The 18,843-nt window shown below is 58.0% G+C and carries 19 protein-coding genes; 12 read left to right on the plus strand and 7 right to left on the minus strand.

Translation table 11 applies throughout. The annotated features are described in order from the left end of the window. Positions 1-8: 8 nt before the first annotated feature. The 3 genes from COA55_RS02370 (at position 9) to COA55_RS02380 (ending at position 4,411) form a co-directional block, all read left to right on the plus strand. Positions 9-1,421: a cytochrome P450 gene (locus COA55_RS02370; RefSeq protein WP_039926512.1), complete on the plus strand. Its 1,413-nt coding sequence runs from the start codon at positions 9-11 to the stop codon at positions 1,419-1,421. Then, on the plus strand, positions 1,421-3,076 hold the full coding sequence (locus COA55_RS02375) for a choline dehydrogenase (protein ID WP_007149730.1): 1,656 nt from the start codon (positions 1,421-1,423) through the stop codon (positions 3,074-3,076). The genes COA55_RS02370 and COA55_RS02375 overlap by 1 nt, the downstream gene beginning before the upstream one ends. Before the next feature lie 102 nt (positions 3,077-3,178). After that, positions 3,179-4,411, plus strand: a complete 1,233-nt coding sequence (locus COA55_RS02380) for an FAD-dependent oxidoreductase (RefSeq protein WP_007149013.1) — start codon at positions 3,179-3,181, stop codon at positions 4,409-4,411. Between the two features lie 185 nt (positions 4,412-4,596). Here COA55_RS02380 and COA55_RS02385 read toward each other — a convergent pair whose 3' ends face one another. Next, positions 4,597-5,814 carry a site-specific integrase gene (locus COA55_RS02385; protein ID WP_290500442.1) on the minus strand — a complete coding sequence of 406 codons (1,218 nt, stop codon included), beginning with the start codon at positions 5,812-5,814 and terminating at the stop codon, positions 4,597-4,599. 292 nt (positions 5,815-6,106) lie between these two features. Beyond that, positions 6,107-6,958 (minus strand): YicC/YloC family endoribonuclease, encoded by an 852-nt coding sequence (locus tag COA55_RS02390; protein WP_290500443.1) that lies wholly within the window; start codon positions 6,956-6,958, stop codon positions 6,107-6,109. A gap of 341 nt (positions 6,959-7,299) precedes the next feature. On the opposite strand from COA55_RS02390, the gene rph reads away from it, so the two are divergent. The 3 genes from rph to COA55_RS02405 all read left to right on the plus strand — a co-directional run bounded on the left by rph (position 7,300) and on the right by COA55_RS02405 (position 9,396). Then, positions 7,300-8,016, plus strand: a complete 717-nt coding sequence (rph, locus tag COA55_RS02395; RefSeq protein ID WP_290500445.1) for a ribonuclease PH — start codon at positions 7,300-7,302, stop codon at positions 8,014-8,016. Between the two features lie 88 nt (positions 8,017-8,104). Continuing rightward, positions 8,105-8,767 carry an orotate phosphoribosyltransferase gene (gene pyrE / locus COA55_RS02400; RefSeq protein ID WP_290500447.1) on the plus strand — a complete coding sequence of 221 codons (663 nt, stop codon included), beginning with the start codon at positions 8,105-8,107 and terminating at the stop codon, positions 8,765-8,767. Between the two features lie 2 nt (positions 8,768-8,769). Further along, complete coding sequence (locus COA55_RS02405) at positions 8,770-9,396, plus strand: hypothetical protein (protein WP_063519392.1); 627 nt, start codon at positions 8,770-8,772, stop codon at positions 9,394-9,396. Positions 9,397-9,417: 21 nt separating this feature from the next. Here the strand turns inward: COA55_RS02405 and slmA are convergent, their stop codons facing one another. From slmA to coaBC, 5 genes are all read right to left on the minus strand, one after another. Further along, positions 9,418-10,002 (minus strand): nucleoid occlusion factor SlmA, encoded by a 585-nt coding sequence (slmA, locus tag COA55_RS02410; protein ID WP_063519391.1) that lies wholly within the window; start codon positions 10,000-10,002, stop codon positions 9,418-9,420. A gap of 315 nt (positions 10,003-10,317) precedes the next feature. Next, positions 10,318-11,217, minus strand: a complete 900-nt coding sequence (gene argB, locus COA55_RS02415) for an acetylglutamate kinase (protein ID WP_007149034.1) — start codon at positions 11,215-11,217, stop codon at positions 10,318-10,320. Between the two features lie 216 nt (positions 11,218-11,433). Then, positions 11,434-13,833, minus strand: coding sequence for a phosphomannomutase/phosphoglucomutase (locus tag COA55_RS02420; protein WP_290500452.1), 2,400 nt, complete (start codon positions 13,831-13,833; stop codon positions 11,434-11,436). Between the two features lie 119 nt (positions 13,834-13,952). Then, positions 13,953-14,405 (minus strand): dUTP diphosphatase, encoded by a 453-nt coding sequence (dut, locus tag COA55_RS02425; RefSeq protein ID WP_063519827.1) that lies wholly within the window; start codon positions 14,403-14,405, stop codon positions 13,953-13,955. Positions 14,406-14,555: 150 nt separating this feature from the next. Beyond that, positions 14,556-15,755: a bifunctional phosphopantothenoylcysteine decarboxylase/phosphopantothenate--cysteine ligase CoaBC gene (coaBC, locus tag COA55_RS02430; protein ID WP_063519826.1), complete on the minus strand. Its 1,200-nt coding sequence runs from the start codon at positions 15,753-15,755 to the stop codon at positions 14,556-14,558. Positions 15,756-15,930: 175 nt separating this feature from the next. Between coaBC and COA55_RS02435 the strand changes: the two genes are divergently transcribed. The 6 genes from COA55_RS02435 (at position 15,931) to COA55_RS02460 (ending at position 18,722) form a co-directional block, all read left to right on the plus strand. Next, positions 15,931-16,320: a four helix bundle protein gene (locus tag COA55_RS02435; protein WP_290500455.1), complete on the plus strand. Its 390-nt coding sequence runs from the start codon at positions 15,931-15,933 to the stop codon at positions 16,318-16,320. Positions 16,321-16,322: 2 nt separating this feature from the next. Beyond that, positions 16,323-16,997 (plus strand): DNA repair protein RadC, encoded by a 675-nt coding sequence (radC, locus tag COA55_RS02440; RefSeq protein WP_290500457.1) that lies wholly within the window; start codon positions 16,323-16,325, stop codon positions 16,995-16,997. 239 nt (positions 16,998-17,236) lie between these two features. After that, positions 17,237-17,473 carry a 50S ribosomal protein L28 gene (gene rpmB, locus COA55_RS02445; protein ID WP_290500458.1) on the plus strand — a complete coding sequence of 79 codons (237 nt, stop codon included), beginning with the start codon at positions 17,237-17,239 and terminating at the stop codon, positions 17,471-17,473. A 22-nt stretch (positions 17,474-17,495) separates the two neighbouring features. Next, positions 17,496-17,663, plus strand: a complete 168-nt coding sequence (rpmG, locus tag COA55_RS02450) for a 50S ribosomal protein L33 (RefSeq protein ID WP_007151127.1) — start codon at positions 17,496-17,498, stop codon at positions 17,661-17,663. 355 nt (positions 17,664-18,018) lie between these two features. Further along, positions 18,019-18,252 (plus strand): hypothetical protein, encoded by a 234-nt coding sequence (locus COA55_RS02455; protein WP_290500460.1) that lies wholly within the window; start codon positions 18,019-18,021, stop codon positions 18,250-18,252. A gap of 14 nt (positions 18,253-18,266) precedes the next feature. Then, a complete protein-coding gene (locus COA55_RS02460) occupies positions 18,267-18,722 on the plus strand; it encodes a hypothetical protein (protein WP_290500461.1) in 456 nt (151 codons plus the stop codon). Positions 18,723-18,843 lie beyond the last annotated feature (121 nt).

An 18,843-nucleotide genomic window follows, 5' to 3' on the forward strand; every position in this document is an offset into this window, starting at 1 on the left:
AGAATGCTATGTCAACAAAAACAAGATCAAGCAATGCGTTTCAGACAAAAGTATTCAACGCCTCGTCCAAAGTGGTGCCGATGCATTTTCAGATTAAAACGATGAAAATGCTGATGAAGGCGAAGAGAAAGACAGTGGGTTCTCGATCCACACAAATGGAATTCGTCGAAACCTCCTTGCCTGATGTCAACACCTTGGCACTCGAAGATATCGACACCAGCAACCCTTTTTTGTATCGACAAGATCAGTGGCGGGCCTATTTTAAGCGGCTGCGAGATGAAGCTCCGGTACACTACCAGAAGAAGAGTCCATTCGGGCCTTTCTGGTCGATAACTCGCTATGAAGATATTTTGTTCGTGGACAAGAGTCACGAACTGTTCTCCTCTGAACCGCAAATTATTCTGGGTGATCCACCGGACGGACTATCGGTGGAAATGTTTATCGCCATGGATCCGCCCAAGCATGATGTGCAACGTCGGGCGGTGCAGGGTGTGGTAGCGCCAAAAAACCTTAAGGAAATGGAAGGTTTAATCCGGTCCCGAGCAGCCGAAGTGCTAGACAGCCTGCCGCTGGATAAACCCTTCAACTGGGTGCCTGCAGTATCCAAAGAGCTGACTGGCCGCATGCTGGCTACACTGCTGGATTTCCCTTATGAAGACCGCCATAAACTCGTTGAATGGTCTGATCGCTTGTCCGGTGCGGCATCTGCCACGGGTGGCGAATTTACCGACCCAGATGTCATGTTTGACGATGCGGCAGACATGGCGAGGGCGTTCTCAAGGCTGTGGCGAGACAAGGAGGCACGTCGTGCAGCCGGCGAAGAACCCGGTTTTGACTTGATCAATATGTTGCAGAGCAACGACGACACAAAAGACCTGATCAATCGGCCGATGGAGTTTATCGGGAATCTGGCTCTGCTCATCGTTGGCGGCAATGACACCACAAGGAATTCCATGAGCGGTGGTGTCTTGGCCTTGAATCAATTCCCCGAGGAGTTCACCAAGCTGAAGGCTAATCCGGACCTGATTCCGAACATGGTTTCGGAAATCATTCGTTGGCAAACTCCACTGGCCAACATGCGCAGGGTCGCGACACAGGACGTAGAACTTCGTGGCCAGACCATCAAGAAAGGGGACCGGGTGTTAATGTGGTATGCCTCAGGTAATCGAGACGAACGCAAGTTTGACAACCCCGATCAACTCATTATTGATCGCAAGGACGCACGGAACCATATTTCTTTTGGCTACGGTATTCATCGTTGTATGGGTAACCGCCTGGCCGAACTGCAATTGCGCATTTTGTGGGAAGAACTGCTCAAGCGCTTCGAAAATATCGAAGTGGTTGGCGAGCCGGAGCGTGTACAGTCCAACTTCGTGCGCGGTTATTCGAAGTTGATGGTCAAACTGACGGCAAAAAATTAATGAAAAGTTTGACCGGGCTGGCGACTGAAGAATTCGACTATATCGTTGTGGGCGCTGGCTCGGCAGGGTGCGCGGTAGCCAATCGTTTGTCCGAGAGTGGCCTCTATTCGGTGTTGCTACTCGAAGCCGGGCCGGAGAGTCGCCGCAACCCTTTCGTCAACACGCCGCTGGGATTTTTGCAGTTGATGTTCAGTCGCCGTTTCAACTGGCAGTTCTATACCGAGCCACAGCGTCACATGTACGGTCGTTCGTTGTTCCAGCCGCGGGGCAAGATGCTTGGCGGTTCGAGCGGGATTAACGCCCAGGTCTATATCCGTGGTCACGCCAGGGATTACGACGAGTGGGCACGGCAGGGGTGTCACGGTTGGTCATACGCCGAGGTGCTGCCGTATTTTCGTAAGTCAGAACATTACGAGCCTGAGACGGTGCCGGGTACGGCAGTATTCCATGGTAAGGATGGCCCTCTCAATGTGGCGGAGCGACGTTATACCAACCCGTTGAGTGCGGCGTTTGTCGAGGCGGGAGTACAGGCGGGGCATCGACGCAATCGGGATTTCAACGGCCCCGAACAGGAGGGGGTGGGCTATTACTATACTTACCAGAAGGACGGCTCGCGTTTTAGTAATGCGCGTGCTTATCTTGATCCAGCGACGGGGCGTTCGAACCTGAACGTTCGTAGTGATGCACATGTTACTCGGGTGTTGTTTGATGGCACTCGCGCTATTGGTGTCGAGTATCGCAGCGCAAAGGGTCTGGTGCGAGCTCGTGCAGGGCGTGAGGTTATCCTCTGCGGTGGTGCGTTTAACTCGCCGCAACTGCTTATGTTGTCAGGCATCGGTCCCCGCGAGGAACTTGCTCGACATGGCATTGAGCTACGTCATGCACTGGCGGGTGTGGGTCGCAATCTTCAGGACCATATCGATGTTTTTGTCCGGGTCAGGGCTCGCAGCCGTCAGAGTATCTCGATGCATCCGAGCTACTGGCTGAAGGGCGCGTGGGCCTTACTGCAATACCTGAGCGGTCGTCGAGGTGTGCTGTCGAGCAACGGGGCTGAAGCTGGTGGGTTCATCTGCTCCCGGCCAGAGCTGGCGATACCTGATCTGCAACTACACTTCGGGCCAATGCTGTACGCCGATCACGGGCGAGACATGAAAACCGCAATGAGCGGTTATGGCTACATAGTGATGCTCTATGGGCTCAGGCCTTTGTCCCGTGGCCGTATTGGTTTAAACAGTGCCGATCCGCTGGCGGCCCCGTTGATTGATCCCAACTATATGGCTGAGCCTGCCGATGTCGAGCAGCTCGTTCGTGGGGTAAAGCTTGTTCGTAAGATCTTGTCGCAGCGTGCATTTTATGTGCACCAGGACGTAGAGATTTCACCAAGCCAGTCCATACAGGAGGACGTAGATCTCGCCGAGTGGGTGCGTCGCAGCGGCGAATCGGCATATCACCCGGTCGGCACCTGCAAGATGGGGAGAGATCCGATGGCTGTGGTGGATTCCCGACTTCGCGTGCACGGTTTGCAATCGTTGCGGGTGGTTGATGCTTCCATCATGCCAACGCTGGTTGGTGGGAATACTAATCAGCCGGTGACCATGATCGGTGAGAAAGGGGCTGCGATGATTCTTGAGGACGCCGCGATGGCAGGCGGTTAGGCATCATGTGCCTAGCTCGCTGGATATTACAGTTTCTTGTTCTTCACTAAGTTTTTGGCTTATGGATAACTCGGTTCCAAGGCGCATAGAAAGAGACAAGTTATGACCAAAAAAAAGAAAGAGACCACCGTCATCATTGGTGGTGGACACGCAGCGGGAACACTTCTGACCGCCTTGCTGCAAAAAAAATACCCAAATGAAGTGATTTTGGTTAGCGAAGAACCACACCCTCCCTACCAGCGGCCGCCCTTGTCAAAGAATTACCTTGCGGGGGAGGTTGATCAGGCATCGTTATACCTTAAACCGCCTTCGGTTTACGAGAATGCGGGACAGCAATTACGGCTCGGCGTGCGCGTAGAACAGATTAACAGAGACGACAAAAACCTCATTTTGTCAGATCAAAGCACCTTACAGTACGACCGACTGGTCTTGGCCACTGGCTCACATGTCCGCCGCCTTAACGCGCCGGGCTCAGATTTGAAAGGCATTCATTATTTGCATGATATCGCGGACACGGATGCCCTGCGTAGTGAGCTAGCACCCGGCAAACGCCTAGTCATCGTGGGGGGCGGTTATATCGGACTTGAAGTGGCAGCCAGTGCGACCAAGCAAGGTGTTAATGTTACCGTCCTGGAAGCTGCTGAGCGTCTGATGCAGCGTGTTACGGGGCCAGAGATGTCCGAATTTTTCTACGCCAAACATGCGAGGGCCGGCGTTGATGTACGCTTGGAGACGGCTGTAACCGGTTTTGAATCAGATGGTCAGGGGCACGTCTCTGGCGTGACCTTGTCCGGTGGGGGCAAGGTGCCAGCGGATATCGTGCTTGTCTCAATTGGTGTAATACCGGAAACGGTCTTGGCTGAGCATGCTGGCCTGCTCTGTGATGACGGCATTGTCGTCGATGAATTTACTCGCACCGATGATCCTGACATCTTGGCAATCGGCGATTGTACCCGCCACCGGAATCTATTCTTCGACAAGAGGCAGCGCCTTGAATCTGTGGCTAACGCTGTGGATCAAGCGCGTACGGCGGCGGCGACTCTTATGGGCGAGGAGAAGCCCTACGATAGCGCCCCCTGGTTCTGGTCGAACCAGTATGACGTTCGCCTGCAGATGGTAGGGTTGTCGCAAAATCATGACCAGCGCGTACTACGTGGCAACATCACTGACAAGGAATTTGCAGTTTTCTATCTATGCGAGGGGTGTGTCATTGCTGTTGATGCAGTCAATCTGCCTATTGCTTTCATGGTGGGTAAGAAGCTGGTGCAGCAACGCAAAAGCATCAGCGCTAAAGCATTGCGTGATCTGAATTTTGAACTGAAGTCTTTAATCTGAAGTACGGAACTAATTGTTATCTGTAACCGGTCTTAATGACGAGGTGTGTCAATGAAGGTCGTACTTTCGTCCAAGAGTGTCCATGTCCATCCAGCTGAAACCACGGTTTTTGTATAGCTTATGGTGTAGCTAGCCTTATATCCCTTATCCAAAGCAGTAAAAACAGCCGCAAACACACCTGTGCATCATGGGTGTGTCATAGTTTCTATGAGGCTAGCTACTCTCTGGTGAGCCACTTTTCGCTCCTCAAAATAATCATACCGATCATAAATACCCTCAACTCCCTTCAGCTTGTGATTCAAACACCGTTCCGCCACATGACTCGGCACGCCTTCCGCAGCCGCAAGGCTGCGGAAGGTGCGTCGCAGGTCGTGGATGGTGAAGTGTTCCAGGTCGCCCATTTTGTTGGGTGGCTGCACCTTCCGGCCTGGCTCTCGGCCAAATAGCTTGGAAATGGCGCGGTTCAGGGTGTCAGGGCCCATGTGTGGGCGTTTGCTGGCGCGCCTGGCAGGGAACACATAGGGGGAGCCGCAGGCATGGCCTTGCTGTACCTTTAGCCACTCAATGGCTTGGGTTGGCAGAGGGATGGTGATCGCTGCGCCAGTCTTGCTGCGCTCTTTGGAGAGATCCCAGATTCCGGCTTCCAGATCGAATTCTTCCCAGCGGGCCTCGCATAGCTCGCTTTTTCTCACGCCTAGCACCAGGAACAAGCAGCAGGCCCGATAGTTGTCTCGACCAAAGCTGCTGATGTGTTCACGGAAGACCCCAAAGGCATGTTCGATTTCTTCCTGCGTCAGGGTGCGCTCCCGGCTGGCTTCGACGCCGCCGGCGTCGCTGACGGTGAATGGGCTGGCCGGGTTGTTCTGGCACAGGTCCAGTTTGATGCCATGACGAAACAACTGCTTCATGTACATCAGGGTGTCATTGGCGATGGTGGGGCGGTTGCTGCGCTGGACGCGCTGCAGGACGGCCCGGATATCCCTTGGGGTGACGTCGGCAATCGGGTAGAGGCCGATCACCGGGTGAATTTCTTTCTGGTAGATGCGCTTGGGGATGTTGGGGTGTTTCAGGCGCCGGGACAGATCGGTCTCATGCCAGTCCTGGAAAAGGTCTTTGACGGTGCGGATGTCGGGCTGGACAACTTTGGCTCTTTCCTGGATTGGATCGGTGCCCGTGCGGATGCCTTGCTTGGTTAGCACAGCGGCTTCCCGGGCGTCACCCAGGGACATCTGTGGGTATTGGCCCAAGGTGATTTCGTGGCGCTTGCCCTGGGCGCTGTAGCGCAGCATCCAGTAGGGCATGCCGGACTTGCGTACACAGAAATAGAGGCCGCCGCCATCGGTGTGTTTCTTGGGGGCCTGCTTTGCCAGGGACTTGATCTGAGTGGCGGTGAGTTTGCTCATTTTGACCTTGTGGCGTTTGAGCCTATAAAAACAGGCTGCCCACCACTTTTTGTTTGTTGATTGAAGAGAAAAATTCTCTGTCATCAATGGTTTGCAGGCAGCCCCTTGAGAGCTGCCCACCATTTCAGGTCAATATAGGTGCGGGGGAGGAAAAAGTCACGTTTTTGCCCACCATTTTGCCCACCACTTTTGTCTGGATAGGGGTGGATGGCAGTGGATTTCCATGGACTGAGATTCGCATTTAATTCTTTAAAAACAATGAATTAAATACGATTATGGACTTCCCTGGATTTTACTCGATATTCTGGATCTGCTCCCGCATTTGCTCAATCAGCACCTTCAATTCCACCGCTGCCGCTGTGGTTTCGCTGTCGACGGATTTGCTGCCCAAGGTGTTGGCTTCGCGGTTGAGTTCCTGCATGAGGAAGTCCAGGCGCCGGCCGATGTGGCCGCCCTTTTTGAGGATACGGCGCACTTCGGTGACGTGGGTAAGCAGGCGGTCCAGTTCTTCGTCCACGTCCATTTTTTGCGCCAGCAGGACCAGTTCCTGTTCCAGGCGATCCGGGTCCGGGGAGTCGATCACGTCCTGGATGCGGCTGCGCAGGCGTTCGCGTTGGGCTTCCTTGATGCGTGGCACGGCGGTTTTGACGATTTCCACTTGGGTAATAATGCCGTCCAGGCGTTCTTCGATCAGTTTGCCCAGTTGTTCCCCTTCACGGCTGCGAGTGTCGATCAGGGCCTGCAGGGCCTCATCCAGCAGGGTGAGGGATTCGCGTTGCAGCAGGTCCACATCCAGTTCCCGGGTGCTGAGCACGCCGGGGTGGCGGAGGATTTCCATGGGGTTGACCTGGCCGGGGTGCTGCACCAGGTCGCCTACCCGGCGGGAGATCTCGGACAGCTGTTTGACCAGGGGCTCGTTCAGTTCCAGGTCGGCGTCGCTGGCGTCCTGCTGGTAGCGCAGGGTGACTTCCACCTTGCCCCGGGCGAGGGCCTTGCGGCAGCGTTCGCGCACGGTGTTTTCCAGTGAGCGCAGGGCGTCGGGCAGACGTGGGCTGATTTCCAGGTAACGGTGGTTCACGGCCTTGATTTCCCAGACCAGGCCGTAGCCTTCAAGCGGGCGGTCGGCGCGGGCAAAAGCGGTCATGCTGCAAATCATGGTGAACCTCTGTGTTGGCCATGGAATGTCCCGGTGTTCGTGCCCTGTAGGAGCTTGCTTGCAAGCGAAAAGGCAATGCCGGAAGCGAGTATCGAGTCACGAGTTGCGAACCCCCGGCTTTCCCAATATCAAGTCTTGCCTTTCGAAACTCGCTTCTCGTCACTCGGGACTGTCTTTTCGCCTGCAGGCAGGCGCCTGCGGCATGAAACACCGCGGGCGGTGCCGGGCTCCCTAGTCTAGTCGAGACGGGGTTGGGTGCAAGGCAGGCATTGGCGCCGGTGTTTGCTACAATGGTCGCCCTTTTGATTCCAAGACTACCAGGAGATTCCATGCGCCCATCCGGCCGAGCCCCCGACCAACTGCGTGAACTGAGCTTTACCCGCAACTACACCGTTCATGCCGAGGGCAGCGTATTGGTGGCGTTCGGGAACACCAAGGTGCTGTGTACCGCGTCCGTGGAAGAGGGTGTGCCGCGCTTCCTGAAGGGCAAAGGTCAGGGCTGGCTGACCGCGGAATACAGCATGCTGCCGCGTTCCACCCACACCCGTTCCGGCCGTGAGGCGACACGAGGCAAGCAGGGCGGACGCACGCTGGAAATCCAGCGTTTGATCGGCCGTTCCCTGCGTGCGGCGGTGGACCTGAGCAAACTGGGCGAGCGCACCATTTATCTGGATTGTGATGTGCTTCAGGCAGACGGTGGTACCCGTACCGCCTCCATTTCGGGAGCCTGTGTGGCGCTGGTGGATGCTTTTACCCACCTGCTGGAAACCAAGAAGATCAAGAGTGACCCGCTGACTGGCCTGGTGGGCGCGGTGTCCGTGGGCATGTTCGAGGATGCTCCGGTGCTGGATCTGGATTACGCCGAAGACTCCAATGCGGGCACCGACATGAATGTGGTGATGACCCAGCAGGGCGGCTTTATCGAGATTCAGGGTTCCGCAGAGGGCGCGCCATTTACCCGTGAGCAGTCTGACAGTCTGTTGGGGCTGGCGGAAAAGGGCATTGGCGAGATCATCAAGGCCCAGCAGGTGGCGCTGGGCTGGTAACACGCCAAGAGAGAAAGGCGGGCCGTGTCGCTGTGGTGGCGCGGTTTCGCGCTGTTGCGAACAGACTGGCTAGTACACAGGCTTGAGTATGAAGAACTACAAGAAGCATTTTCTGCGCTTTGCCGAAGAGCGTGAGGCGTTGAAGTTCGGGGAATTTACCCTGAAGTCCGGGCGCAAAAGCCCGTATTTCTTCAATGCTGGCACTTTTAACACCGGCGAGGCCCTGGCTCGGCTGGGTCGCTATTATGCGGATGCGATCATGGCATCCGGGCTGGAATTCGATATGTTGTTCGGGCCGGCCTATAAAGGCATCCCGCTGGTAGCGGCGGTGTCCGTGGCGCTGGCCGAGCACCATGGCCGGGATTACCCCTGGGCGTTCAACCGCAAGGAAGCCAAGGACCATGGCGAGGGCGGCTGGCTGGTCGGTGCGCCATTGCAGGGCCGGGTGCTGGTGATAGATGATGTGATTACAGCGGGAACGGCGATTCGCGAAGTGGCGACGCTGTTCGAAAAGACTGACGCGACCATGGCGGGGGTAATGGTGGCGCTGGATCGGCAGGAATGCGCTAAAGAGCCTGCCGAAGCGGGCAAGGGCCTGTCGGCGATTCAGGAAGTGGAACAAGCATTGGGGGTGCCAGTGGGATGTATCGTCACCATGAGTGATATTATCGACTGGCTGGAACAGCAACCGGACAGCCAGACAATGGTGGCGCCTATGCGTGAGTACCGGGAGCGTTATGGAGTGCAATAATAATGAAAATCGTCGTCTTGTTGATGGCGCTGATCCTGACTTCGTCAGTGTGGGCGCGCTCGGGGCAGCGCGCCAATGAGCGCATGCCGGATGGCGCCTACTTCCGGCATCAAACGTCTGACGGTGTGGTGCACCTGAACCGAACCCTGACCATGGATGCGATCCGTAACGGTTATCAGCTGCTGGATCAGCACGGCCGTGTGCTGGAACAGGTTGAAGGGGTTCCGCTGGGGGATGCAGAAGCCAAGGCCCTGCGTATGCAGCGGGCTCGCCAGGCCCGCGAGGACCGGGACATGCTGCGCTTGTATGCCGGCCCGGAAGATGCGGTACGGGCGCGCGATCGCAAGGTCGAGGCGCTGGAGTTGAGCATCAGCTATGAAGAGAACAATCTTGCCCAGTTGCAGATGAAGCTGGATGACGAAATCGCCACGGCAGCGCGTAATGAAAGGGCGGGCCGGGATGTGCCAGAGGCGGTGAAGGAAGCGATTGATCGCCTGCAGAGGCAAATCAAAACGGCGGAAAACAAGTTGCAGGAATTCGACAAGGAAATCGACCAGGCGAACCAGCAATACGCCCCGATTATCGAGCGGCTTGAGGCGATTGAGAAGCAACAAAACGAAGGCGGCTGAGGCCGCCTTCGTGGTGAGCGCTTAGCGAAACAGGGTGGGCTGCAGCAGCGCCCATTGTGCTGGCCAGTCCTGGCTTGGCTTAATCCTGAAACCGGAACGTACAAATTGCGCAATACGCCCTTCGGCCACGGCCAGCAGCAGGTTGGCGGTGATGGTCGGGGTCGCCTGGGTGCGCAACCCTTCCTTGAATTCTGCATCCCGTAGCACTTGCTTTAACTGGCTTTCCACCCGGTCGTAGAACTGCTGAATGCGCTGATGCAGGCGTGCGTTTTCACCGGTGAGAGCGTCGCCGGTGAGCAGCCGGGTAATCCCCGGGTTGCGCTCGGTGAACGCCAACAGCAGGGTGAGAATCTGCTCTACCTGATCACTGGCCTTGCCGTCTTCCATAATGCGGTTGATGCGCGAAAAAATGGCTTCTTCAATAAAGCTGATCAGCCCTTCGAACATCTTCGCCTTGCTGGGAAAATGCCGGTACAGCGCCGCCTCGGACACCCCCACTTCTTTTGCGAGCCCGGCGGTGGTAATGCGCCCACCGGGTGCGGCTTCCAGCATGTGAGCGAGCGACTGCAGAATCTGCTCTTTGCGCGACGGTTTTTTATCGGTCATGAAGTATCGTTCCCAGTTCTAAGCAACAAGCTTCTGGCTGCAACGCGAGTGCCAGAGGTATATCACAGGCAAGCACCGCGCCCAACGTTCCCGGGCGTGTTACTGCGGTTTTGTTTTTCACTGTTGTAGCGTTTCGCGGCAATCCCCCTCGCCGCAGGTTTAGTTGAAAGTGAAAAGTTTAAAGTTGAAACGCGGTTTGAGTCTGTGGATTTTGCAGGGGCATGCCCGCGATTGCCGGTAAGGGCGCGGGCTGCTGCCGTTAAAAACCAAAAACACGTTTGGCCGCGCTTTCAACTTTGAACTTTCATCTTTCAGCTAGTCTTTGCTGATCAGCGTGCCGATCCCCTTGTCGGTGAGGATTTCCAGCAGTACCGCGTGGGACACCCGGCCATCGATAATGTGAGCGGTGTGGACGCCGTTTTGGACTGCTTCCAGGGCGCAGCCGATCTTGGGCAGCATGCCGCCGTAGATGGTGCCGTCCTTGATTAGGCTGTTGACCCGTTCGGTGGTGAGCCCGGTGAGGATCTGGCCCTGTTTGTCTTTCAGGCCGGCCACGTTGGTGAGCAGGATCAGTTTTTCTGCCCGCAGCACTTCGGCCACCTTGCCGGCCACCAGGTCGGCATTGATGTTGTAGCTGGTGCCGTTGTCGTCCACGCCGATGGGGGCGATGACGGGGATGAAGTCGCTGCCGGCGAGCAGGTCGATAATGCGGGTATCGATGCCCTGCACTTCGCCCACGTGGCCGATGTCGATGATTTCCGAGGCTTGCAATTCCGGGCTGTCCGCGTCGCTGGCCTTGAGTACCATCTTGCGGGCCTTGATCAGGCGCCCGTCCTTGCCGGTGAGGCCGATGGCCTGGCCGCCGTTGTGCTGGATCAGGTTGACGATGTCTTTATTGACCAGGCCGCCGAGCACCATTTGCACCACGTCCATGGTTTCCCGGTCGGTGACACGCATGCCCTGAACAAATTTCGATTCCTTGCCCAGACGCTCCAGCAGATCGCCGATCTGGGGGCCGCCGCCGTGCACGATCACCGGGTGGATGCCGATTTGTTTCATCATCACCACGTCACGGGCGAAGCTGTTCTTCAGCTCCTCGTTCTCCATGGCGTTACCGCCGTATTTGATCACCACGGTGGTGCCGGAAAAGCGCTGAATGTAGGGCAGCGCCTCAATCAGAATCCGGGCGGTGTCGTGGGCACTGTTGGTGTCCATGGGGTCTCCTTGGGCATTAGCGATAGCCGGGAAGTTGCAAGTTTAAAGTTCAAAGTTGAAAAGCGCGGGCACTGCGTTTTCTGTTTGCAGAGGCCGTGCCCGCGTTTCGACTAAGGGTAAACCGCGGAGTAAAAAAACATCCGGTTAGCGCGGTGTCATCTTCGCGTTTGAACTTTGAACTTTAAACTTTCAACTCCCCAACCGCATGATTCTACCTCAAAACGGAAGCTCAAGGCTCTCGTCCACCGCCTTGAGGTGTTTGCGGAACTGGCCTTTGACCCGTTCCAGTGCCTCTTCGTCGCGGCCTTCGAAGCGTGCCACCAGTGAGGGTGTGGTGTTCGAGGCGCGCACCAGCCCCCAGCCATCAGGGAAGTCCACGCGGAGTCCGTCGATGGTGGTGGGGCGGCCACCGGCGAACTGCTCGGCGCGGGCCATAAGGCCATCGATCAGCGCAAACTTGTTGTCATCGCTGGCATCAATATAGAGCGCCGGGGTGGTGATGCCGGTCTTAAACTGGTCGAACACCTGGCCGGCGGTGTCGTCCTGCAGGGAGAGAATTTCCAGTAGCCGGGCGCCGGCATAGGCGCCGTCGTCACAGCCGAACCAGCGGTCGGCGAAGAAGATATGTCCGCTGATTTCACCGGCCAGGGCGGCGCCGCTTTCCTTCATTTTGGCCTTGATCAGCGAGTGCCCGGTTTTGTACATCAAGGGCCGGCCGCCGTTCTTGCGGATAACGGCGGGCAGGGCGCGGCTGCATTTCACGTCGAACAGGATGTCGGCGCCGGGGCTGCGGCCGAGCAGGTCCTTGGCGAACAGCATGAGCAGGCGGTCCGGCCAGATGATTTCGCCGCTGTTGGTGACCACGGCCACGCGGTCGCCGTCGCCGTCGAACGCCAGGCCCAGGTCCAGCTCTTCCTGCTGGACGATACGGATCAGGTCGGCCAGGTTGTCCGGGTTGCCGGTGTCCGGGGCGTGGTTGGGGAAGTTACCGTCGATCTCGGTGTACAGCGGCGTCACGTCGCAGCCCAGTTGGGTGAACAGCCGCGGGGCCAGTTCGCCGGTGACGCCGTTGCCGCAGTCGATGGCAATTTTCAGGGGCCGGGCCAGCACGATGTCGTTGGCGATATCGTTCAGGTAGCGGTCGCTGATATCACGCTCTTCTTCGTGGCCGCTGCCTTCGCTGAAGGCCTTGTTCTGGATGCGTTGCTTGAAGGCCTGAATGCGATCGCCGTGCAGGGTTTCGCCGTTCATGACGATTTTCAGGCCGTTATGTTGCGACGGGTTGTGGCTGCCGGTGAGCATGATGCCGGTTTGGGTTTCCAGCACTTCGGTGGCGTAGTAGAGCACCGGGGTGGGCACCAGCCCTAAGTTGACCACGTCGCGGCCGGATTCCAGCAGGCCCTTGATCAGTGAGCGGCTTAACTCCGGGCTGGACAGGCGGCCATCGCGGGCCACCAGCACGGTTTGTTGGCCCAGTTCGCCGGCTTCGGTGCCAATGGCGCGGCCCAGCAGGTAAACGCCCTGGGCGGTGAGGGTGTCGCCGGCCACGCCGCGGATATCGTAGGCGCGGAAAATACTGTCCGGCAGGGACTCGCCGCCGTTGTCGTCATCCATCAACAGGATGCTGTCGTCGTCGCTTTCTTCCACTATCAGGGCATCGGGTTTGGCGGTGGCCTGGGGGCGTGCGGGGCCGGCGCGCTCGCGCAGTTTTTTGGCCAGGCGGGCGGAGGCCTCGTTGACGCTGGTGAAGAGCGGGAAATGGAAATGGTCGCGGGCGGTGACGCCGGGTTGGCGCGTCAGCTCATCGCTGTAGCGAATCAGTTCGGCGGCATCCTGGCGCAGGGCCCGGGTCAGCAGCCGGTTCACCAGCAGGGTGCAAAGCAGGATGACGACTACACCCAGGGCGATGCCCAGGGTAGCGACGATCAGGCTGTTGTCGTCGGGGGCGCGCAGGGTCAGGGTAACCTGAACCGGACCCTGGCTGACCTGGGCGGTGCCGCCGTTGGCCTGTTGTTTGTTATCGAACAGGGGGCTGCCGCCGTAGGTTATGCTGAGTGCGCTGCCTTCCGGCATGGCGGCGCGCAGGGCGGCGGCCAGGGGAGCCAGGGACTGGGTGAGCAGCAGGGTGCCGGTCTGGTTTTTGGTGGCGCGGGCCATGACCAGCTGAGGTGTTTTGCCGGCAATGATCACCGGGCCGGGTTCTTGCCCCAGGCGGACGTTCTTGAGCAGTTCCTGGGCGGTGTAGCTGAACTGGGCGGTGTCTGCGCCGCGACGGGGAACAAGCTGCACGGTGGCATCGGGAAGCCACTGGTTCTGGTGTACGTTAAAGCTGGACAGGTTGTCGTCGGAGAGCGCCTTGTTCACATCGCTGCGGTCGCTGAGGATCTCCAGCTGCTGGCGGGAGGCCTGGATGGTGTTGTTCGCCTGGCTGGCCAGTGATTGGGCCAGCAGCCGGGCCTGGGCGTTCTGTTGCCCGGGCTGCAGCTGGCTGGCCTGGTAGGCGTAGAGGCAGCCGGTGGCGGCGACCACGGCCACGATGCCGGCGGCAACCAGAGGCAGTAGCTGCTTCATGGCGCTGGTGGACTTGCCTTGCTTGTTGTCGTTCTTGTTCCCCATATCCCCTCCGCTTGCCCGGCGCTGCCACGGTATTATTGTGGTTGGGTCGTGGTGCGCGCTGTGGTGCGTGCTTGTGCTGCTGTGGTTGTTGTTTGTCTGGTGTTTTTCTGTGTCGGGCCTCAGTGCCGCCCGCTGTGACCGAAACCGCCTTCGCCCCGTTCGCTGGCGCTGAAGCTTTCCACCTGCTCCAGCTCTACCTGCATGACCGGCACGATCACCAGTTGGGCGATGCGCTCACCGGGCTCCAGGGTGAAGGGCTGTTGCCCCCGGTTCCAGCAGGACACCATCAGCTCACCCTGGTAGTCGGAGTCGATCAGCCCCACCAGATTGCCCAGCACGATGCCGTGCTTATGGCCCAGACCGGAGCGCGGCAGGATCATGCCGGCGTAACCCGGATCGTCAATGAAAATGGACATGCCGGTGGGCAGCAGCTCGGTATCCCCGGGTTGCAGTGTCATCGGTTCCTTGACCATGGCGCGCAGGTCCAGCCCGGCGGAGCCGTCGGTGGCGTAATGAGGCAGAGGAATGCTGTCGCCAAGGCGGGCGTCGAGTACCCGGTATTGCAGTTTCATTGATCAGTTCCTGATTAAACGCCGGACGCCAAAAGCCTGAGGCCAGACAAGCATCAAAACAGGCGTTTCAACGTGGATCCGGTGTTTGGCGTCTGGCGTCCGGCAGACTTTACTGTTTGTCAGGCGTCCCGCATCGGGCGTCTGGCGCTATCAATCCTTATACCTTATCGCGATCAATTCGATCAGCTGCTTGGCGATCTGGGCCTTGGAGGCCAGTGGCAGCACCTTGTGGCCGCTGGGCCAGATCACCGTGAGGGCGTTGTTGTCGCTGTTGAAACCCACGTTGGTGCCGGACACGTCGTTGGTGGCGATCATGTCCAGCTTCTTGTTCACCAGTTTGCCCTGGGCGTAGGCCATCACGTCCTGGGTTTCCGCCGCAAAGCCGACGGTAAAGGGGCGCTTGGCGTGCTCGGCCACGGACGCCACGATGTCCGGGTTTTTTACCAGCGTCAGGTGAATTTCCTCAGTGGATTTCTTGATCTTGTGGTCGGCGGTCACGGTGGGCCGGTAATCCGCCACGGCGGCGGTGGCGATAAACACATCGCAGCCCTTTTCCACCACGTCCATGCAAGTTTCGTACATGTCCACGGCGCGTACCACATCCACGCGCTCTACCCGTGATGGGGTGGGCAGATACACCGGCCCGGCAATCAGGGTGACCCTGGCCCCGGCTTCGGCGGCCGCTTCGGCCAGCGCAAAGCCCATTTTCCCGGAGCTTTTGTTGGTGATGTAACGCACCGGGTCGATGGATTCGCGGGTGGGGCCAGCGGTAATCACCACATGCTTGCCGGTGAGCAGCTGGTAGTCGAACACTTCCGCGGCCTGCTGAATGATCTCCAGTGGCTCGAGCATGCGCCCGGCGCCGACTTCGCCACAGGCCTGGCTGCCGCTGCCCGGGCCGAAAATGGTGATGCCTTTTTCCTGCAGGATCAGCTGGTTCTTCTGGGTGCTGAGGTCGGCCCACATCTGCTGGTTCATGGCCGGGGCAATGGCGATGGGGGCGCCGGTGGCCAGGCACAGGGTGGTGAGCAGATCGTTGCCGTGGCCGTGGGCCAGGCGGGCCATGAAGTTGGCGGACGCGGGGGCTATCAGCACCAGGTCTGCCCAGCGGGCCAGCTCGATATGGCCCATGGCCGCTTCGGCGGTGGGGTCCAGCAGGGTGGTGTGGACCGGGTGGCCGGACAGGGCCTGCATGGTCAGCGGGGTGATGAATTCACAGGCGCCCTGGGTCATGACCACCCGTACTTGTGCGCCCACATCCTGCAGTCGGCGTACCAGATCAGCGGCTTTATAGGCGGCAATGCCGCCGGTGACGCCCAGCAGGACCCGTTTGTTCATCAGACGTTGCATGCAAAAACCCTTGTTTGGATGACGGCAGTCATGGCGAATCTCCCCTGCCGCTGCAGCGCCAAGGCTGCTATCAAGTCAGGCTGCATAGAGTAGCACTGTATAGGAGACGCGGCACGCAGGACGGTTGGCAGGACGCCACATGCCGGATGCCTGACGCAAAAGAGGGAGCAAGATTGTGAGGACGTACGAGAAAATACGGGTTTGGCAGTCCGCCATGGATCTCGTGGTATTGATCTATAAGGCCACGCAGGATTTTCCACGGAGCGAGCAATTTGGACTCGTTAGTCAAATGCGCAGGGCGTCGGTCAGCGTTCCCTCCAATATAGCGGAGGGTTATGGGCGGGGTTCGCAGGCTGACCGGCTTCGGTTCTTTTATATCGCCAGAGGCTCGTTATTGGAGCTCGAGACCCAGATTGCCATAGCCGCAAGGCTGGCATATGCCGGTGCCAACGTGCTTATTGGACAAACGGAGAAGGTGTTCGCCCAGTTGTCAGCGTTGATCACCCGTATGCAGGATGAGGCGTTTTTAGCGTCAGGCATCCGGCCTCAGGCGTGGGGCGTATAACCATGGCCATAACAGACTGGCCGACGGATGAGCGGCCGCGGGAGAAGTTGTTGGCGCGGGGTGCCGGGGCGCTCAGTGATGCAGAGCTGTTGGCGATTTTTCTGCGTACTGGCCAGCAGGGCATGACGGCGGTGGATCTGGCGCGACGGCAGCTGGCGGGCAGCGGCGGTTTGCGTGCCATGCTGGACCTGAGCCCGGAACGCATGGCGCATTTGCCGGGCATGGGGACCGCCCGGCGGGCGCTGTTGCTGGCGGCGCTGGAGTTGGGGCGGCGCTATCTGGCAGAACCCCTGGAACGGGGGCAGCCGCTGGATAACCCGGACAAGGCGGGGCAGTTACTCACGGCGCAACTGCGCGGATTGCCGTTCGAGGTGTTCGCCTGCCTGTTTCTGGATAACAAGCACCGGCTGATCGCCTTCGAAAAACTGTTTCAGGGCACCATTGACGCAGCGGCGGTCTACCCCCGGGAGGTGGTGCGCCGGGCCATGGAGCATAACGCCGCAGCGGTCATTCTGGCCCACAACCACCCGTCGGGCGTGGCCGAGCCCAGCCAGTCGGATCATGCTATTACGCGCCGGTTGGTGGAGGCGCTGGGGCTGGTTGAGGTCCGGGTACTCGATCATCTGGTGATTGGGGATGGTGGCTGGGTATCCCTGGCCTCCCGCGGAGCATTGTGAAAACCCCTGACGCTTGATGCCGGATGTCAGATGTAAAAAGAGCATGGTGAGTCTTTCTGGCATTTGGCGCTAGCTGGCGGCTAAAAGACGGCGCTTGGTTGGTGTCTGGCTTCAGGCGTTTGGCGTCCGGCTATCTTTTAATTCAAGATTTCGCTTGAAACTTGAGCGGTGGATTGGTATAAAACGCGCCTTTTCCGGGGCTCTACCGTCCCCCGCAAGAAGATTTACGGAGCAAGACAATGTCCAAAGTTTGCCAGGTGACCGGTAAGCGCCCTGTAACGGGCAATCGCGTTTCCCACTCGAACGTCAAGACCAAGCGTCGTTTCGAGCCGAACCTGCACCACCACCGTTTCTGGGTTGAGTCCGAGAAGCGTTTTGTGCGTCTGCGGGTCAGCTCTAAAGGTATGCGCATCATCGACAAGAAAGGTATCGACTCTGTACTGTCCGATATCCGTTCTCGCGGCGATCGCGTTTAAGGCTAACAGAAGGAGTTAACCCATGGCCGGTCCTATTCGTGAAAAAATCCGCCTGGTGTCCTCTGCTGGCACTGGTCATTTTTACACCACCACCAAGAACAAACGTCTCCATCCTGAAAAGATGGAAACCAAGAAGTATGATCCGGTCGTGCGTAAGCATGTGGCCTACAAGGAAGCGAAGATCAAGTAATGATCTTCTAGCTTGCCTGCCTGGCAGCGGACATAAAAGAACCCGGGATTTCCCGGGTTTTTTTATGCCTGGCGAAAAGTGCCGCCCCATGTATATGGCGTTGCATATCAAATCTGCGCGGAAAAAAGCCGTCTGTCGTCTTTCCGGCCCCGAATAGAGGTTTGACCTACGTCACAAAACGGCGCCGGTGCTAGCGTTACAGGAACGGGATGTTTCGCAACAAAAGGCTACACGCTCAGAGTTGTGAGGTCCGTCACGTTTGCATAGCATTGAACAAAATTTAATTCATATATGTGCATAAACGTTCACGTTTTATTCACATAACAATCTACGCAGTAGATGCATGGAGAGCACTATGGATATGTTGAGAACCCTTTTTGTTCGTCTTTTTACACAATTGCCTGGCCGGGCGCGGAATCAGCGTGGGGCGAGTGCGCTGGAATATATTGTATTGGTGGCGCTTATTGTCGTTATCGTTGTTGCAGGTATTTCTTTTGTGGATCAGGGCACGATAGATGCTATTTTTCAGCCAATTGAGGATGCTTTCACCGGCGCGGGCGGTGGTGGCAGTGGTGGCAGTGGTACTTAAAAAGGCGCTAGGCCATGGTTGCCAAAAAAACCGAAAGGGGAGCGGTGGCTTTGGAGTTTTTGCTGCTGTTCCCTCTAATCTTTAGCCTGATCTACGCCGCCGGCGTCTACGGCGTCCTGTTCTCTTGGCAAGTGCGGATGCAGGTCGCCGTGGACCGCTCAACGGCAGCGGTAATGGCGCTGGATCGTAGCGCAACCGCTGACCCGCAAGTGGCTGCGGAAGCGTTGGCGGATGCAGCAATGGCCACGATGGATCTGGCGTTTCTGGGCACAGTCCCGACAAGCGCAGTCTGTTCGTTTGAGGCAGGCACGCCGGAGAGCATTGTTTGCACCTTGGGCGTGCCGATGGAAGGGGACTGTCCTGATGGCATGGCCACCGCCGGGGGGGATGCGCCCAGGCAATTGGGTTTCTTTAATGGGTTCCCGCCCCTGCCGGACTGTTTGATGGCCGAAGCCCGGGTGACGTTCTAGTTTTGCTGTAGGAGCTCTCTGTGCCCTGCGGGTATTTGCAAGCGAATCTCGCACCGTTCGGCTGCAAGCAACCTCCTACAGCCATTGAGAGGGCATTGCGTTTTCGTGAGAGATTCACGGA

This window comes from Alcanivorax sp. (assembly GCF_002733835.1).
GTDB lineage: Bacteria > Pseudomonadota > Gammaproteobacteria > Pseudomonadales > Alcanivoracaceae > Alcanivorax.

Bases quoted from the DNA above. Each gene is read 5' to 3' on its own strand.
- radC (WP_290500457.1), top strand. From the start codon at position 16,323: ATGGCCATAACAGACTGGCCGACGGATGAGCGGCCGCGGGAGAAGTTG.
- argB (WP_007149034.1), bottom strand. From the start codon at position 11,217: ATGGACACCAACAGTGCCCACGACACCGCCCGGATTCTGATTGAGGCG.
- COA55_RS02385 (WP_290500442.1), bottom strand. From the start codon at position 5,814: ATGAGCAAACTCACCGCCACTCAGATCAAGTCCCTGGCAAAGCAGGCC.
- rph (WP_290500445.1), top strand. From the start codon at position 7,300: ATGCGCCCATCCGGCCGAGCCCCCGACCAACTGCGTGAACTGAGCTTT.
- COA55_RS02375 (WP_007149730.1), top strand. From the start codon at position 1,421: ATGAAAAGTTTGACCGGGCTGGCGACTGAAGAATTCGACTATATCGTT.
- COA55_RS02455 (WP_290500460.1), top strand. From the start codon at position 18,019: ATGGATATGTTGAGAACCCTTTTTGTTCGTCTTTTTACACAATTGCCT.
- COA55_RS02405 (WP_063519392.1), top strand. From the start codon at position 8,770: ATGAAAATCGTCGTCTTGTTGATGGCGCTGATCCTGACTTCGTCAGTG.
- dut (WP_063519827.1), bottom strand. From the start codon at position 14,405: ATGAAACTGCAATACCGGGTACTCGACGCCCGCCTTGGCGACAGCATT.
- COA55_RS02380 (WP_007149013.1), top strand. From the start codon at position 3,179: ATGACCAAAAAAAAGAAAGAGACCACCGTCATCATTGGTGGTGGACAC.
- COA55_RS02420 (WP_290500452.1), bottom strand. From the start codon at position 13,833: ATGGGGAACAAGAACGACAACAAGCAAGGCAAGTCCACCAGCGCCATG.
- coaBC (WP_063519826.1), bottom strand. From the start codon at position 15,755: ATGCAACGTCTGATGAACAAACGGGTCCTGCTGGGCGTCACCGGCGGC.
- COA55_RS02460 (WP_290500461.1), top strand. From the start codon at position 18,267: ATGGTTGCCAAAAAAACCGAAAGGGGAGCGGTGGCTTTGGAGTTTTTG.
- slmA (WP_063519391.1), bottom strand. From the start codon at position 10,002: ATGACCGATAAAAAACCGTCGCGCAAAGAGCAGATTCTGCAGTCGCTC.
- COA55_RS02370 (WP_039926512.1), top strand. From the start codon at position 9: ATGTCAACAAAAACAAGATCAAGCAATGCGTTTCAGACAAAAGTATTC.
- pyrE (WP_290500447.1), top strand. From the start codon at position 8,105: ATGAAGAACTACAAGAAGCATTTTCTGCGCTTTGCCGAAGAGCGTGAG.
- COA55_RS02390 (WP_290500443.1), bottom strand. From the start codon at position 6,958: ATGACCGCTTTTGCCCGCGCCGACCGCCCGCTTGAAGGCTACGGCCTG.
- rpmG (WP_007151127.1), top strand. From the start codon at position 17,496: ATGGCCGGTCCTATTCGTGAAAAAATCCGCCTGGTGTCCTCTGCTGGC.
- rpmB (WP_290500458.1), top strand. From the start codon at position 17,237: ATGTCCAAAGTTTGCCAGGTGACCGGTAAGCGCCCTGTAACGGGCAAT.